The 16502-nt window shown below is 66.9% G+C and carries 12 protein-coding genes; 4 read left to right on the top strand and 8 right to left on the bottom strand.

Features of this window, described 5'->3' with window-relative positions:
- Nucleotides 1-82: 82 nt before the first annotated feature.
- The 3 genes from purL to xerD all read right to left on the bottom strand — a co-directional run bounded on the left by purL (nt 83) and on the right by xerD (nt 6026).
- Nucleotides 83-4114 carry a phosphoribosylformylglycinamidine synthase gene (purL, locus tag ACW7G1_RS03085; protein WP_456978295.1) on the bottom strand — a complete coding sequence of 1344 codons (4032 nt, stop codon included), beginning with the start codon at nt 4112-4114 and terminating at the stop codon, nt 83-85.
- A gap of 58 nt (nt 4115-4172) precedes the next feature.
- Entirely contained in the window at nt 4173-4994 is an 822-nt protein-coding gene (locus ACW7G1_RS03080) for a DsbC family protein (RefSeq protein WP_456978294.1), read from the bottom strand.
- Between the two features lie 78 nt (nt 4995-5072).
- The gene (gene xerD, locus ACW7G1_RS03075; protein WP_456978293.1) at nt 5073-6026 is read right to left on the bottom strand and encodes a site-specific tyrosine recombinase XerD; all 954 of its coding nucleotides are present in this window, start codon (nt 6024-6026) and stop codon (nt 5073-5075) included.
- Nucleotides 6027-6141: 115 nt separating this feature from the next.
- Here xerD and ACW7G1_RS03070 point away from each other — a divergent pair, with 115 nt between their 5' ends.
- Nucleotides 6142-6606: an RDD family protein gene (locus ACW7G1_RS03070; RefSeq protein WP_456978292.1), complete on the top strand. Its 465-nt coding sequence runs from the start codon at nt 6142-6144 to the stop codon at nt 6604-6606.
- A gap of 210 nt (nt 6607-6816) precedes the next feature.
- On the opposite strand, the gene lptG is transcribed toward ACW7G1_RS03070, so the two are convergent.
- A complete protein-coding gene (lptG, locus tag ACW7G1_RS03065; protein ID WP_456978291.1) occupies nt 6817-7917 on the bottom strand; it encodes an LPS export ABC transporter permease LptG in 1101 nt (366 codons plus the stop codon).
- A complete protein-coding gene (gene lptF / locus ACW7G1_RS03060; protein WP_456978290.1) occupies nt 7914-9014 on the bottom strand; it encodes an LPS export ABC transporter permease LptF in 1101 nt (366 codons plus the stop codon). Before lptF ends, lptG begins: the two co-directional genes overlap by 4 nt.
- 181 nt (nt 9015-9195) lie before the next feature.
- On the opposite strand from lptF, the gene ACW7G1_RS03055 reads away from it, so the two are divergent.
- The 3 genes from ACW7G1_RS03055 (at nt 9196) to ACW7G1_RS03045 (ending at nt 14316) form a co-directional block, all read left to right on the top strand.
- Nucleotides 9196-10701 (top strand): leucyl aminopeptidase, encoded by a 1506-nt coding sequence (locus tag ACW7G1_RS03055; protein WP_456978289.1) that lies wholly within the window; start codon nt 9196-9198, stop codon nt 10699-10701.
- A gap of 10 nt (nt 10702-10711) precedes the next feature.
- A complete protein-coding gene (locus tag ACW7G1_RS03050; RefSeq protein WP_456978288.1) occupies nt 10712-11155 on the top strand; it encodes a DNA polymerase III subunit chi in 444 nt (147 codons plus the stop codon).
- 158 nt (nt 11156-11313) lie between these two features.
- On the top strand, nt 11314-14316 hold the full coding sequence (locus ACW7G1_RS03045; protein ID WP_456978287.1) for a valine--tRNA ligase: 3003 nt from the start codon (nt 11314-11316) through the stop codon (nt 14314-14316).
- Nucleotides 14317-14643: 327 nt separating this feature from the next.
- Here ACW7G1_RS03045 and rimI read toward each other — a convergent pair whose 3' ends face one another.
- From rimI to pssA, 3 genes are read right to left on the bottom strand one after another with little or no spacing between them, the layout of a single operon-like run.
- Nucleotides 14644-15081: a ribosomal protein S18-alanine N-acetyltransferase gene (rimI, locus tag ACW7G1_RS03040; protein ID WP_456978823.1), complete on the bottom strand. Its 438-nt coding sequence runs from the start codon at nt 15079-15081 to the stop codon at nt 14644-14646.
- A gap of 47 nt (nt 15082-15128) precedes the next feature.
- Entirely contained in the window at nt 15129-15671 is a 543-nt protein-coding gene (locus tag ACW7G1_RS03035; RefSeq protein WP_456978286.1) for a hypothetical protein, read from the bottom strand.
- The gene (pssA, locus tag ACW7G1_RS03030; protein ID WP_456978285.1) at nt 15668-16459 is read right to left on the bottom strand and encodes a CDP-diacylglycerol--serine O-phosphatidyltransferase; all 792 of its coding nucleotides are present in this window, start codon (nt 16457-16459) and stop codon (nt 15668-15670) included. Before pssA ends, ACW7G1_RS03035 begins: the two co-directional genes overlap by 4 nt.
- Nucleotides 16460-16502: the final 43 nt, after the last annotated feature.

The following is a 16502-nucleotide window of genomic DNA, read 5'->3' as shown; positions in this document are numbered from 1 at the left end:
CCAGGGAATGGAACGTTACTGCCGGACAAGAAACGACAGGGAGCAAAAGCCCGGCGTCGGGCGGAAGCGGCGCCCTCGCGAGTCAGTCGACGCACACCCGTGCGTTGCGGAACATCCGCAGCCACGGGGAATCCTCGCCCCATTCGCGCGGGGCCCAGCTCAGGTTGGCGGTGCGCAGGGTGCGTTCGGGGTGCGGCATCAGGATGGTGGCGCGGCCGTCGGCGCTGGTGACGGCGGCGATCGCGTCCGCGGAGCCGTTCGGGTTGGCCGGGTACAGGCTGGAGGGGGAGCCGTCGGCGTCAACATAACGGGCCGCGGCGTGGGTTGCGGCGCGGTCGGACGGGTTGTCGAAGGCGGCGCGGCCCTCACCGTGGGACACCACCACCGGGATCCGTGATCCGGCCATGCCGCGCAGGAACAGCGACGGCGATTCGACCACTTCGAGCAGGCTCAGGCGGGCCTCGAACTGCTCGCTGCGATTGCGCAGGAAACTCGGCCAGTGCTCGGCGCCGGGGATGATCGGCTTGAGCTGGCTGAGCATCTGGCAGCCATTGCAGACGCCCAGGGTGAAGCTGTCGCCGCGGGCGAAGAATGCCGCGAACTGGTCGCGCAACGCACTGCGCTCCAGGATGCTGGTGGCCCAGCCGCGGCCCGCGCCGAGCACGTCGCCGTAGCTGAAGCCACCGCAGGCGGCAACGCCCTTGAAGCCGTCCAGCACGACGCGCCCGGCGATCAGGTCGCTCATGTGCACGTCGAACGCCTCGAAGCCGGCGCGGTCGAAGGCCGCCGCCATCTCGATCTGGCCGTTGACGCCCTGCTCGCGCAGGATCGCGACCTTCGGCCGAGTACCAAGGTTGAGATACGGCGCTGCGATGTCTTCCGCCGGGTCGAAACCCAGTTTGGGCATCAGTCCCGGCGCGTTGAAGTCGCGTGCGGCGCTGCGCTCCTGGTCGGCGCAATCGGGGTTGTCGCGCAGCTTCTGTATCGCGTGACTGGTCGACCACCAGGCATCGAACAACTCGTCCCAGCGCCATTCGACCAGGGTCCCGGCCTCCTCGCTGATCCGGATCACCGGGGCCGTGGTTGGCCGTGCAATGCGCTGGGCGCAATCGATCAGGCCGTGATGTGCGACCAGGTCGGCGAAATCCGCCCGGTCCCCGGCGGCAATCTGGACCACCGCGCCGAGTTCTTCATTGAACAGTGTCCGGAACGGATCCTCGCCCCAGCCATCCAGGTTGATCTCCAGGCCCAGGTGCGAGCAGAACGCCATCTCGCACAGCGTCGCGAACGCACCACCGTCGGAACGGTCGTGGTAGGCCTGCAACAAATTGGCCTCGCGCGCCTCGCGGATCAGCTCGAAGAAGTCGCGCAGGCGCTTGGGCTCGTCCAGGTCCGGCACGCCGGCATCGCGGCGGCCGTCCTCGGAGGGCTGTCCGGCAAACGCCGGCAAACGACTTGCCGGGGAACCTGCGCCATTGCCGCCATTGCCGTCGTTGCCAGCCACCGCCTCGGGGTGCACCTGGGCCAGCACCGAGCCGCCAAGACGCTGCTTGCCGGCGCCAAGACCGATCAGCCACAGCTCCGAATCTTCCTCGCGAGCAAGCAAGGGGGTCAATTGTTGGCGCACGTCGACCACCGGTGCGAACGCGGTGACGACCAGCGATACCGGCGAGACCGATTTTTGCGGTGAATCGCCCGCCTGCCACTGCGCCTGCATCGACAACGAATCCTTGCCGACAGGGATGCTGAGGTCGATCTCGGGACACAACTCGATACCCACCGCGCGGACCGCGTCGAACAGCAATGCATCCTCACCGTCGTGCCCGGCCGCCGCCATCCAGTTGGCCGACAGCTTGACCCGGTTGAGTGATTCCACCGGCGCCGCGCATAAATTGGTGATCGCCTCGCCGACCGCCATCCGTGCGGCCGCAGCCGAGTCCAGCAATGCCAGTGGCGCGCGCTCACCGATCGCCATCGCCTCACCGGTAAATCCGTCGAAACCGGCGAAGGTAATCGCGCAATCTGCCACCGGCACCTGCCAGGGCCCGACCATCTGATCGCGCGCAGTCAAGCCGCCGACACTGCGGTCGCCGATGGTGATCAGGAACTGTTTGGAAGCCACGGTCGGATGCGCCATCACCCGCAGCGCGGCGTCGCGCAGGTCCAGCCCGCTCCAGTCCAGCGCCGGCCACGGTGCGTCATCCGGCCGATGGGCGTCGCGCTGCATCTTCGGCGCCTTGCCGAACAGCAGGTCCATCGGCAAGTCGATCGGCCAATGATTGTTGGTGCCCTCATCCGCCCTTCGGGCACCTTCTCCCGTGAACGGGAGAAGGGAATCTGCTGCGGCTTCGCCGTAAACGGTTTCTATGGTCGCCCCATACCCCACTACCAACCGCTCCTCGGCGGTGGCATGACCGACCACGGCGAACGGGCAGCGCTCGCGCTCGCAGATCGCGGCGAACTCGGCTACGCGGTCGGCCGGCAGGCCGAGCACGTAACGCTCCTGCGACTCGTTGCACCACAGCTGCATCGGCGACAGCGAGGGGTCGTCGCTGGGCACCTTGCCCAGGTCGATCACCCCGCCCAGCTGCGAGTCGTGCAGCAATTCCGGGATCGCGTTGGACAGGCCGCCGGCCCCGACGTCGTGGGCGCTGTCGATCGGGTTGGCCGCGCCCAGCGCGACGCAATGGTCGATCACTTCCTGGCAGCGTCGTTCCATCTCCGGGTTGTCACGCTGGACGCTGGCAAAATCCAGCGCCTCGTGGCTGTCACCGGATGCCACCGAGCTGGCCGCGCCGCCGCCCAGGCCGATCAGCATCGACGGCCCGCCCAGCACGATGACCGCGTGGCCGGGTTTAAGGCCGAGCTTCTCGACCTGGTTGCGGTCGATCGCGCCCAGCCCGCCGGCCAGCATGATCGGCTTGTCGTAGGCGCGGGTCAGCTCGCCTTCGCCCAACTCGAACGTGCGGAAGTAGCCGACCAGGTTGGGCCGGCCGAACTCGTTGTTGAAAGCCGCCGCGCCGAGCGGGCCATCAAGCATGATCTCCAGTGCCGGCGCCATGCGCGGGTTCAAGGCGCGTTCGCCCTCCCACGGCTGCGGCAGGGTCGGGATGCGCAGGTGCGAAACCGAAAACCCGCACAACCCGGCCTTCGGTTTGCCACCGCGGCCGGTCGCGCCCTCGTCGCGGATCTCGCCGCCGTTGCCGGTGGAGGCGCCGGCAAACGGTGAGATCGCGGTCGGGTGGTTATGGGTCTCGACCTTGATGCAGAACGCCGACTCGACCGGCGCCTCGGCGCGATAGCCACCGGTCGCCGGGTCGGGCCGGAACCGTTGGCTGGTGTAGCCCGCCACCACCGCCGCGTTGTCGCTGTAGGCCGACAGCGTGTTCTCCGGCGTCTGCGCGTGGGTGTGCTTGATCATCTTGAACAGCGAGGTGGACTGCGCAACGCCGTCGATGATCCACGATGCGTTGAAGATCTTGTGTCGGCAATGCTCCGAGTTGGCTTGGGCGAACATCATCAGTTCGACGTCCGAGGGCGCACGACCCAGCGCGGTGTAACGCTCGCGCAGGTAGGCGATCTCGTCCTCGGCCAAGGCCAGGCCCAGGCGGTCGTTGGCCACTTCCAGCTGGTCCAGCGCGATGCGCTCAAGCTCGCCGCGCGCCGGGGTCACGAACAACGCGGCGGCGTGGTCGCGGGACTCCAGCAACGATTGCGTCATCGGGTCGTGCAGCGCCTTAGCCAACGCGCGCTGGACGGCCGCATCGGTGGGCCAGCCGGCAAAGTCGTAACGGGTCCCGTGCTCGACGCGCCGGACCGCCAGGTTGGCCCCGTGCAGCAGATCGGTGGCCTTGCTCGCCCAGGGCGACATCGTGCCCAGCCGGGGGGTGACATAACGCGAGACCGCGCCGTCGGCACGCGCGGCGGCGGCGGGTTCGGCCTGCAGTATCCGGCGCAGTGCGGCATCGTCGGGACTGGCACCGGGCTCGGGCTGGACCCAGTAGACCGGCCATGCATCGAGCAGGCGAATCCCGGGATGGAGGGTCTGGAGGCGGGCTTGCAGGCGTTCACGACGGAACGCGGACAGGGCGGAAGCGCCCTCAAGGACGATCATGTCCGGGAACCACAGGTCGGCGGGCCGGCTATTGTAAGCCAGACCCGGGTCAAAGCGCTCAGGCGCCGCCGCTGGGCGCGTCTTTTGCGGCCAGTTTATCCAGTGCCTCGCGCAGCGCCTTGGGCGGCACGTAGCCACCAAGCTGGGTGCCATCGGCGGCAATGATCATCGGCGTCCCGGTCAGGCCGACGCGCTGGCCGATGTTGTACTGCATGGTGACGGTGTTCTTGCAGTCCTTTTCGGCGACGCCACCGGTGGTCTTGGCCGTGGTCAACGCCGCCTTGCGATCGGACGCGCACCACACCGAGACCATCTTCTCGAAGTCCTCGCTGCCGATCCCCATCCGCGGGAACGCCAGGTACTCCACGGCGATGCCCTGGGCGTTGTATTCCTTGATCTCGCTGTGCATCTTGCGGCAATAGCCGCATTCCACGTCGGTGAACACGGTGACGGTGTGCTTCGGGTTCGGCGGGGCGAACACGATCCGCTCACTGGCCGGGATGGTCGCCAGCAACTTGGTGCGCATGCTCCCCAGAGTGCTCTCGCTGAGGTTTTCCTGGGTCCGGGTATCCAGCAGCGCACCGCCGGCGCCGGCCAGGAACAGGTAGCGGCCATCGTCGCTGACATAGATGGCCTGGCCACCGACCACCGCCTCGCGGAAGCCCGGCAGCGGCGCGGGACCAATATGTTCGATCTTCGCGCGGGGGTTGAGTCGCTCGATGGCCGCCACCGCGCGGGCCTCTGCGGTACCGGCAACCGCTTCCACCGTCGCCGCTGCGGCCGCAGCCGGCACAGAGCCGTCGCTGTCCGGGCCGGGCGTCTTCGCGCAGGCGGAAACGCTGATCGCGCCAAGCGCGGCGACAAGGAGGAGACGCTTCATGGACTGTCCTGGGTGCTGGGCGGCAAGGGCACCGCCCCGGAGGGAATCCCGAATTGTGGCACGTCCACCGCCCGGCCCCTACCCGCGCGGGTGGTGCTTGGCATGCAGTTGCTTGAGTTGCTCGCGGGCGACCAGGGTGTAGATCTGGGTGGTCGACAGCGAGCTGTGGCCGAGCAGCATCTGTAGCGCGCGCAGGTCGGCGCCGTGGTTCAACAAGTGGGTCGCGAAGCTGTGACGCAATCCGTGCGGACTGATCCGTGCCGGGTCGATACCGGCGACGGCGGCGTAGCGCTTGACCATCTGCCACAGTTGCTGGCGGGTCGGCGGCTGGCCGCTGTCGGCGATGAACAGCGGTGCCCGTACGCGCTTCCCCGCCAACTGCGACCGGGCGCCGGTGATGTAGCGCTCGACCCAGTGCTGCGCCTCCTCCCCCAGCGGTACCAGACGCTCCTTGCTGCCCTTGCCGGTCACCCGCAACACGCCCTGGCGCAGATTGATCGCCGTGGAGGGCAGGTTGACCAGTTCGCTCGCCCGCAGGCCGCAGGCATACATCAGCTCCAGCATCGCCCGGTCACGCAGCCCCAGCGGGGTATCGATGTCGGGTGCGCGCAGCAAGGCCTCGACCTGGCTCTCGGTCAGTGCCTTGGGCAACGGGCGTGGCAACCGGGGCGGATCCAACAATGCCGTTGGATCGTCGGCGCGCTCGCCGTGACGTACCCGCCAGGCGTAGAACGCACGCAACGACGACAGCAACCGCGCGTTGCTGCGCGGTGAATACTGTTGCGCCGCACGCGCGGACAGATACGCAAAGAGGCCGCTCCGGTCAGCGCCGCCCAGGCCGCCATTGCTCCCGCCGCGCCAGCGGGCAAACCCCTCCAGGTCACGCCGATAGCTGGCCAGGGTCGACTGGGACAAGCCGTTCTCGGCCCAGACCGCATCCAGGAAAGCGGCGATCACCGCCGCGTCCGCGTCCGGCACCGGCGGCATGGCCATCGCATGTCGACGGCGTTCGGAGGCAGTAGACGGGCTCATCGCACCAGCTTAGCCGCAGCGCGAAGGCTTGCCCTAGACTTGCCGATCAGCGCGTCACGCCTATGGCGTCATGCCTGTCCCATCTCGCCCGCCGAAACCGATCCGCCGCACGCCAATGACCCAGAACCCAACGGAAACCCGGCCGTCAACGCCGCCCGCCACCGCAGCCCTGATCGGCTGGCGGCTGTTGTCATTGATGTACGACTTCTTCGCGGCGCTCGGACTGTGGCTGCTGGTGGCCGCGATCTTCGTCGCCGCACGTCAGGACGCCATCACCGGCGGCGTGTGGGGCGGGTTCGAGTTCGCGGCGCTGTGGAGCATCACCGCCGCCTATGCCATCGCCAGCTGGCGCTACGGCGGCCAGACCCTGGGCATGCGGCCGTGGCGGCTGCGGGTGGTGGCGGCCGACGGTCGCAGCCCGGGTTGGCGCGCCTTGCTGGTCCGCTATGCGGTCGGCAACGTGTCGTTGCTATTGGGCGGGCTGGGTTTCTGGTGGGCCTGGATCGACCGCGACAGGCTGACCTGGCACGACCGCGCCAGCGGCACCCGGATGCGCCGCGAGCCCGGCCGGGCCCGCTGAATATCGCCGTCTGGCTGTGCAGACCCAAGTAAGGTCTGAACCATTGCCGTCATTCCGTTTTCGCTCGTCATTCCGCTTTCGCCCGTCATCCCCGCGAAGGCGGGGATCCATGGACGTTGCGTGCTTGAACATCAAAGTCCATGGCTTCCCGCCTTCGACCGAAGGAAGTCCAGTCGGACGCGGGAATGACGGCAATGGTTCAGACTTTCCCTAACCCGATCGCCGTTTGAACAGGTACATCGACACGCCGACCATGATTATCGTTGGCAACGCATACGCCAGTCGGAAGTCGAACTTGAACGCGCTCGCCATTTTCACGAACTGGGTCTGCAGCAACCAGAAGCCCAGCGCAAAGACGATGCCGATGAACAGCCGCTTGCCCATGCCGCCACTGCGCAGGCTGCCAAAGGCAAACGGAATCGCGGCCAGGCACAGCGCGAGCACGTTGATCGCATAGAACCAGCGGCCCCAGTAATTTTCCTCGTAGTCACGCGCATCCAGCCCGTTGCGGGCGCGGTACTGCATCGCGTCGCGCAATTCGCGGGTGCTCAGATAGCGTGGCCGGTCGATGTCCGCGCTCAATGCGGTGGCATCCAGCTGGGACTCCCAACGCTCCTGCGCGACCTGGGTCCGGGTAACCGAGTCGTCACCAAAGGTGGTTCGGGTCACGTCGCGCAACAGCCAGCCGCCCGGGCGGTGCTCGGCGACCTTGACCAGCGCGAGCGACTTCAGCCGGCCGTCGTCCTCGAACTCGTACAAGCGCACGTCATGCAGCTCCAGCCACTGGTCGCCGCCTTCATTGTGTTCCTCGCCACCTTCGGCATTGAGGATGACCGCGCCTTCGCGCGCCCACACCCCGGAATAGCGGGCGACGATCATGTTCTTGGACTTCGATGACGCCTTGAGCGCATCGGCGCTGCGCTGCCCCCAGGGCGCCAGGGTCTCGCCGTTGACCACCATCAGCAGCGTCAACAACGCCAGCGCGGCACCAACGGCGATGGTCATGCGTTGCCGGGACAAGCCAATCGCCCGCAACGCAGTCAACTCCGAGGTCGCCGCAAGTTGCCCCAGCGCCATCAGCGAGCCGATCACCGCGGCGGTCGGGAACAACGCGTAGGCGTGCCGCGGCACCGTGTACAGGATGTAGACCAGGGCCTCCATCGCACCGTAATTGCCCTCACCGACGCTGCCAAATTCCGAGACCAGCGCCAGCATCATGTCCAGCCCCAGCAACACCGCCCAGGTCAACAACACGCTGCCAATCACCACTCGCCCCAGGTACAGGTCGTGGATCTTCGGAAACGGCATCATGGGCCCGCCTCCTGCACCTTCGGCAGTCGACTACGGCGCATCCGGCCATCGTTGAAGTACAGCCATAGCGATCCGCCCAGCAGCGGCAACACCAGCCACCACAACCCCAGCGCGGGCGCGATCCGCCCGGTAACCAGCCAGTCCTCGCCCATCAGCACCAGGTTCATGCCGATCAAGTAGGCGAAAAAGCCCATCATCATCCCGCCATAGCGCGCCTGGCGCGGGGTGGTGCGTGCCAGCGGGATCGCCATCAGCGCGAACGCCAGCGTCAGCAGCGGCGGCGCCAACCGGACATGCAACTGCGCGTTGGCGGCACGACGCGGGTCGCCAAACAGCTCGGTGGTGGGAAGCACTTCCGGATCGTCCGGGTCGAAGCGCTGGCGGCCGGCCGGCAGCCGCACCTCGTTGCTGGCATAGCGCATCAACCGGTAGTCCAGCCCCGAGTCCATCGGCCCTTCCACCTGGAAGCCATCGTCCAGGGTCAGGTAGCGCTCGCCACTGTCGTCCACGCTCAGCGCGCCGCTGTTGGAGGTAGTGACATCCAGCCGACCTTCCGATTGGCGGTAGATGAAGATCCTCCGGAACTGGCTGCCATCACTGGACATCGCACCCACGTAGACGACCCCGCCGCCGCCGGGAATTTCGGTGAAGCTGCCCGGCTCCAGCCCGGAGATCACCAGGTTGCGGTTGGCGTCGTTGATCATCTGGCGCGAGATACGCTCGGCCATCGGCCCCAGCCACAACGAACACAACGCGACCACCAGCACCACCGGCAGCACCAGCGTCAGCACTGGCCGCAGCAGCTGCCTGGGACCAATGCCCATGGCGGCGATCACCGGCATTTCCGAGTCGCGGTACAGCCGGCCGACGCCGATCATGATGCCCAGCATCAACGCCAGCGGCAGGATCAGCGGCAACCAGTTGAGCAACACCAGGCCGAGTTGGGCCAGCATCAGCCCGGCCGGCAGCCGGCCCGAGGCAATGTCCTTGAGTACGTCGGTGATCACCCCACCAACGCTGACGATCAGCAGCACCACCAGGGCGGCGAAGGTCGATTGGGCAAGTTCGCTCAGCAGGTAACGGTCGAGCTTGGACATCGGCGGCCTATGGTTGCGTTCTTTTTATAAAGACAGGGGCTTGCTTTAGACTCGATGGTTCATTCGCACGGTTCACGCCGGCCGCGCCACGCGCGATCCGGCCGCCATTGTCGCCCGGATCGACCGTTTTCGCCGCCCGGGCGCCGCGAATCATCCTTTCACTTCCCTTGGAATCTGTTGCATGGCCCTCGAATTTGACCTGAACCACGACGCTCCCGCTGCTGCCAAGGTGGACTGCATCGTCGTCGGCGCGTTTTCCGACAACTCCCTGACCACCACCGGCAGCGCCGTGGACCAGGCCTCCGGTGGCCGGCTGCAGGCATTGCTGGGACGCGGTGATATCAGCGGCAAGGCCGGCAAGACCGCGTTGCTGCACGACCTGCCCGGCGTGAGCGCGCCGCGGGTGCTGGTGATCGGCCTGGGCGAGGCCGGCAAGTTCGGCGTGCCGCAGTACCTCAAGGCCGTCGCCGATACCGCCAATGCACTCAAGACCGGCCCGGTTAGCCATGCCTTGTTCACCTTGACCGACGCCCCGGTGACCGGTCGCGACAGCACCTGGGCCGTCCGCCAGGCCGCGATCGCCGCCGATCACGCCTGCTACCGCTATTCCGCGACGCTGGGCGACAAGAACAAGGCCAAGGCCGGCGAGCCGGGACTGCGCAAACTGTCCATCCATGCGCCCACCGGCCAGAGTGACGCCGGGCACCAACTTGCCGTCGCCCAGGGCCAGGCCATCGCCGCCGGCGTCGCCTTCGCGCGCGAGCTCGGCAACCTGCCGCCGAACGTCTGCAACCCGGCCTACCTGGCGCAGCAGGCGCAGGAGTTCGCCGGCCGCTTCGACACCACCAGTTGCGAAGTGCTCGACGTCGCCGCGATGGAGAAGCTCGGCATGGGCTCGCTGCTCGCGGTCGGCCGCGGCTCGGCCAACCCGCCCAAGCTCATCGCGCTGAAGTACGACGGCGGCGGCGACGCCAAGCCCTACGTGCTGGTCGGCAAGGGCATCACCTTCGACACCGGCGGCATCAACCTCAAAACCCAGGGCGGGATCGAGGAGATGAAATTCGACATGTGCGGCGGCGCCACGGTGATGGGTACCTTCGTCGCCGCGGTCGGCATGCAGTTGCCGGTCAACCTGGTGGTGATCGTGCCGGCGGTGGAGAACATGCCCGACGCCGACGCCTACCGCCCGTCCGACGTGCTGACCAGCATGTCCGGCAAGACGATTGAAGTCGGCAACACCGATGCCGAGGGCCGGCTGATCCTGTGCGACGCGCTGACCTATGCGCAGAAGTACGAACCAGCGGCACTGGTCGATGTCGCCACCCTGACCGGCGCCTGCATGGTCGCGCTGGGCAAGTACGCGTCCGGCCTGATGAGCAAGGACGACGGCCTCGCCAACGAGCTGCTGGCCGCCGGCGAAAACGTGTTTGACCGCGCCTGGCGCCTGCCGCTGTGGGACGAGTACCAGGGCATGCTCGACTCGACCTATGCCGACGTCTACAACATCGGCGGCCGCTGGGCCGGCGCCATCACCGCCGGCTGCTTCCTGTCGCGCTTCACCGAAGGCCAGCGCTGGGCGCACCTGGACATTGCCGGCAGCGGCAGCGACGACGGCAAGCGCGGCATGGCCACCGGCCGCCCGGTCGGCCTGCTGAGCCAGTGGCTGCTCGACCAGGCCGCCAAGTAGACCGGCTGCCGTGCGCGCCGACTTCTACCTGATCGCCAAGCCGCGGTTCCGCCAGGAGCCGCTGCTGCTGGTCTGCGAGCTGGCCCGCAAGGCCAGCGACGCCGGTCTGGCAACGCTGGTGCTGGCCCGCGACACCGCCCAGGCCGAGCTGCTCGACGACCTGCTGTGGTCCTTCGATCCCGACGCCTTCATCCCGCACCAGATCGTGGGTGCCGACGATGACGAGGACGCCCTTGATGAAGCCGACGAAGAGGTGGCCGTGTTGATCGCCACCCCGGAGCACGATGTCGCGTTGCGACCGTTGGTCATCAATCTGCGCGATGGCGCCGTGGAGGGCGAGTTCGAGCGGGTACTGGAAGTGGTACCCGCCGACGATTCGGCCCGCGGCCCGCTGCGCGAGCGCTGGAAACAGTACAAGGCGCGCGGCCTCGACGTGAATGCACACAACATGTAGCGCTACACCGTCACCCCCCTGCACCGTCATCTCCCTACACCGTCATCTCCCTACACCGTCATCCCGCCTACACCGTCATTCCCGCGAAAGCGGGAACCCAGTGACTCCCCCGCTTTCACGACGATGACGGTGGACCGCTGGACAACCAGCCAAGACCCATGACCGACACCCTCGCCTCCAGCTACGACCCCACCCAGTTTGAAACCCGGCTGTACCAGCAGTGGGAGGCCAGCGGCGTGTTCCAGCCGCGTGGCGAGGGCGAGCCCTACACCATCCTGCTGCCGCCACCGAATGTCACCGGCACCCTGCACATGGGCCACGCGTTCCAGCACACCCTGCAGGACGCGTTGATCCGCTACCACCGCATGCGCGGCTTCGACACCCTGTGGCAGATGGGCAGCGACCACGCCGGCATCGCCACCGAGATGGTGGTTGCCCGCAACATGGCACTGGAAGGCAAGGGCGAGACCCGCGACTCGCTCGGTCGCGATGGTTTCATCGGAAAGGTCTGGGACTGGAAGCAGCACTCGGGTGACACCATCGAACGCCAGATGCGCCGCATCGGCACCTCCGGCGACTGGTCGCGCAGCGTGTTCACGATGGACCCGATGGCCGCCGAGGCGGTGATCGAAGCGTTCGTGAAGCTGCACGACGACGGCTTGATTTACCGTGGTCAAAGATTGGTCAACTGGGACCCGGTGCTGAAGACCGCGATCTCCGACCTGGAGGTCGTCAACGAGGAAGAAGAAGGTTTCCTGTGGTCGATCCGCTACCCGTTGGCCGACGGCGTCAGCTACGAGCACATCGAGCGCGACGCGGACGGTAACGAGTTGCTACGCGAAACCCGCAACTACCTGGTGGTGGCCACCACCCGTCCGGAAACCCTGCTGGGCGACAGCGCGGCCATGGTGCACCCGGACGACGAGCGCTACGCAGCCCTGATCGGCAAGCAGGTCAGCCTGCCGCTCACCGGCCGCGAGATCCCGGTGATCGCCGACGACTACGTCGACCGCGAGTTCGGCACCGGCGTGGTCAAGGTCACCCCGGCGCATGATTTCAACGATTACGCGGTCGGACAGCGTCACGGCTTGCCGCTGATCAACATCTTTACGCCCGAAGCTCGAATCAAGTCGTCGGAGCTAGATGACTTCAGCTTCAGGGGGCACAGGGCATCTGCCGTGCCTGGATCACAACCGGCTGACACAGGATTGAGCACCAGCCCTACTGTCGATTGCATCCCCGAAAAGTACCAAGGCCTCGACCGCTATGACGCGCGCGCGGCCGTGCTCGCCGATCTCGAAGTCGCCGGCCTGCTGGAGGAAGCCAAGCCGCACAAGCTGCAGGTGCCGCGCGGCGACCGCAGCGGTGTCGCGGTCGAGCCGTACCTGACCGATCAGTGGTTCGTGAAGATGGACACGTTGGCCAAGCGCGGGTTGGCGCTGGTCGAGGGCGTTGACAGCCAGCCGGGCGCGGTCAAGTTCGTCCCCGGCAACTGGATCAACACCTACCGTCACTGGATGGAGAACATCCAGGACTGGTGCATCAGCCGCCAGCTGTGGTGGGGGCACCGGATTCCGGCATGGTACGACGAGGCCGGCAAGATCTATGTCGGCCGCGACGAGGCCGAGGTGCGCGCTAAACATTCGCTCGGCGACGACGTCGCGTTGTCGCAGGACAACGACGTACTCGAGACCTGGTTCTCCTCGTCGCTGTGGCCGTTCAGCACCATGGGCTGGCCCAACCAGGCCCTGATGGCCGAGCGCGGCTTCGACAAGTTCGTGCCGTCCTCCGCACTGGTCACCGGCTTCGACATCATCTTCTTCTGGGTCGCCCGGATGATCATGATGACCGACCACTTCACTGGCGAGGTGCCGTTCAAGGACGTCTACATCACCGGCCTGATCCGCGATAGCCACGGCCAGAAGATGTCCAAGTCGAAGGGCAACATCATCGACCCGATCGACCTGATCGACGGCATCTCGCTGGAGGCGCTGGTCGCCAAGCGCACCACCGGTCTGATGAAACCCAAGGACGCGCCGAAGATCGAGAAGGCCACCCGGCGCGAGTTCCCCGAGGGCATCCCGGCTTTCGGCGCCGACGCGCTGCGTTTCACCATCGCCGCGCTGGCCACCCACGGCCGCGACATCCGCTTCGACATGGGCCGCGCCGAAGGCTACAAGAACTTCTGCAACAAGCTGTGGAATGCCAGCCGTTTCGTGTTGATGAACACCGAGTCGTTCTCCCTTCTCCCGCCTGCGGGAGAAGGTGCCCGAAGGGCGGATGAGGGCGCCCTTGCCCCGCAGCCGAAGACCGATGCCGAGCGCTGGATCCTCGCCCAGCTTGAGAAGACCGCCGCGCAGGCCGCGCAGCACTTCGCCGGCTACCGCTTCGACCTGCTCGCCCAGTCGCTGTACGAGTTCGCCTGGAACGACTTCTGCGACTGGTTCGTCGAACTGGCCAAGCCGGCCCTGCACGGCGATGACGTCGCTGCCGCGAACAGCACCCGCCACACCCTGCTGTACGTGCTCGAACGCCTGCTCAGCCTGCTGCATCCGCTGATTCCGTTTGTGACCGAAGAGTTGTGGCTGCAGGTCGCGCCCCGGCTCGGGATCGACGGCGACACCATCATGTTGCAGCCCTACCCGCAGGCCGGGGACATCGCGACCGCGGGTTATGCCAGCGCCGAGGCCGACGTGGAATGGCTGAAGGCGATGGTCTCCGCGCTGCGCCGGGTGCGCAGCGAGCTCAACGTGGCGCCGTCCCGGCAGGTCACGCTGCTGCTGGCCGGTGCGACCGATCGTGACCGCGAGCGCACCGCACGTTTTGAGGACTCGCTGCGTTTCCTGAACAAGCTGGAACGGATCGAATTCATCGACGACGCGTCCACCGCGCCCGCGGCCGCCACCGCCGTGGTCGGCGAGCTCAAGTTGCTGGTGCCGCTGGAAGGCCTGGTCGACCTGGGCGCCGAACGCACCCGGCTGGACAAGGAGCTCAAGCGCGTGGAAACCGAGATCGGGAAGTGCAACGGCAAGCTGGCCAGCGAGACCTTCGTCAACAACGCGCCGCCTGCCGTGGTCGAGCAAGAGCGCAAGCGACTGGTCGACTGGAACATGCAACGCGAGGCCCTGGCCACGCAACACGCCAAGCTGGGAAAGACCTGAACAACCTGCCTTTACCCGTCATCCCCGCCCTTGCCCGTCACCCCCCCCCTTACCCGTCATCCCCGCCTTTGCCCGTCATCCCCGCCTTTGCCCGTCACCCCCGCCTCTGCTCGTCATCCTCGCCTCTGCCCGTCATCCCCGCGAAGGCGGGGATCCATGGACGTGGGCCCCTGAAAAGCAACGTCCATGGACTCCCGCCTTCGCGGGAGTGACGGTTTTGGGGTGAGCTGCGGTGAGGATGATCTGGCAGAACTACACGACAGCGTTTACCCGTCAATCCCCGCTTTCGGGGAATGACGGCAATGGTTCAAACGTTTCCCGGGTTGACTACAGGGCGGATTCCAGCAGTTCCAGCGCCATCACCACTGCGTCCTCGCGGCCACTGCGGGCCGGGTAGTAGCGCGGGCGCCGGCCGATCTCGTTGAAGCCCTCGTGGTGGTACAGCGCGATCGCGCCGACGTTGCTCGGACGTACTTCCAGGAACACCCGTTGCGCGCGACGCATGCGGGCAACCTGCAACAACGCGTGCAACAACTCACGGCCGTGGCCGCGGCCTTGCAGCTCCGGGGCGATGCAGATGTTCAATATATGCGCCTCGCCAACCGCCAGGCTGATCAGGAAGTAGCCGACAATGCGGCCTTCGGCGACCAGCACCCACGCCGGGTACTCCGCGCGCAGGCAGTCGCGGAAGATCCCCAGCGTCCACGGGTACTCGTAGCTGCGGACCTCCAGCGCATGCACCTCAAACAAGTCGTCCTCGCGCATCGGACGGCGTGACACCGGTGTCTGCAACGCGTCGGAGGCCAATGCGCTCACCGATTGCGGCCTCCCCGCAGGTCTTGCAATTGCCGCCACAGCGCGCGCTTGGCCGATGGGTCGACACGCAGCTTTTCCAGATCGATCGCCAACGCCGCCACGGCCTGTTGGGCGGCCGATCCCTTCAGCCCGGTCGCAAGCAGGATCGCTGCCAGCAACGCATCATCGTGCGGCGCGTTTGACGCGGCGGGACGCGCCGCACGACGGGCGCGACGCGCCTCATCCAGCGCCGCCTTCTTGGTGGCCACATCGGTGCGATCGCGAGTGCGGCCTGGTTCTCCCACCGCCCCCACCACCGCCGCCGGTTCACCGGCAGCAATCGGGTTGACCCGCTTCGGGGCGGTGCTCGCCGGGCGAGTCGGGCGCGTGTCGGCTTGTGCCGGCCTGGTCGCCGCCGTCACTCCGGTGACTCCCGCTGGTTCAGCGACCGGCGGCGGCACCGGGGCGATCACGGACAACGCCGGATCGCCGACCAGCAACAGCACCGGATGACCCAGTGCCTGCAGCCACTGGTGCTGCTGCGTCGTCCACAAGCTCACGAGACCGGCTCCACGGGCGCCTTGCGCAGGCGCCGGCCGGCGGCATGCAACGGCCCGGAAATCGCATACAGCGCAGTGATCGCCAGCAGCACGCGCGGCGGGTCGATCGCAATCGCCGCCACCACCACCACGATCACCAGCACCGTCAAGAACGGCATCCGGTCGTGCTTCGGCCCGCCACCCTTGAAACTGAAATACCGCACCGGGCTGACCATCAGCAACGCGGCAGCGATGGTGGCCGCCAATGCCAGGTAGCGCAATTGCGGGCCGTCATAGCCGAGCACGAAGCAGGTCCACACCAGGCTCGCCAACAGTCCCGCCGCCGCTGGACTGGCCAGGCCGATAAACCAGCGCTTGTCGACCTGCCCCACCTGGGAATTGAACCGCGCCAGTCGCAGCGCGGCACAGGCGGCGTACAGGAACGCGGCCACCCAGCCGATCTTCCGCATCGTCACCCCGTCCTGCGCCATCGCGAACAGCGCCCAGTGGTACATCACCAACGCCGGCGCCAGGCCGAAGCTGATCAAGTCGGCAAGCGAGTCGTACTGCACGCCGAATTCACTCTGGGTATTGGTCAGCCGCGCCACCCGGCCATCCAGTCCGTCCAGGATGGCGGCGACGAATATCGCGACGCAGGCATGATCAAAATGTCCCTGGGTCGCGGCGATGATCGCGTAGAAACCGGCGAACAAACCGCCGGTGGTGAACAGATTGGGCAACAGGTAAATCCCGCGCGGGCGTGACGGCGGACTGGGGGGCGAGGTGGAAAGTGGGTCTGTAGGTTCCATTTCAGCAGTTTAGCGCTTGCTTGCCGCGCACAGCGGTGCTGCA

This window comes from Lysobacter sp. A378 (assembly GCF_054052125.1).
Note: the sequence above shows the minus strand (reverse complement) of the source record. Positions and strands in the feature narration are given on the sequence as shown.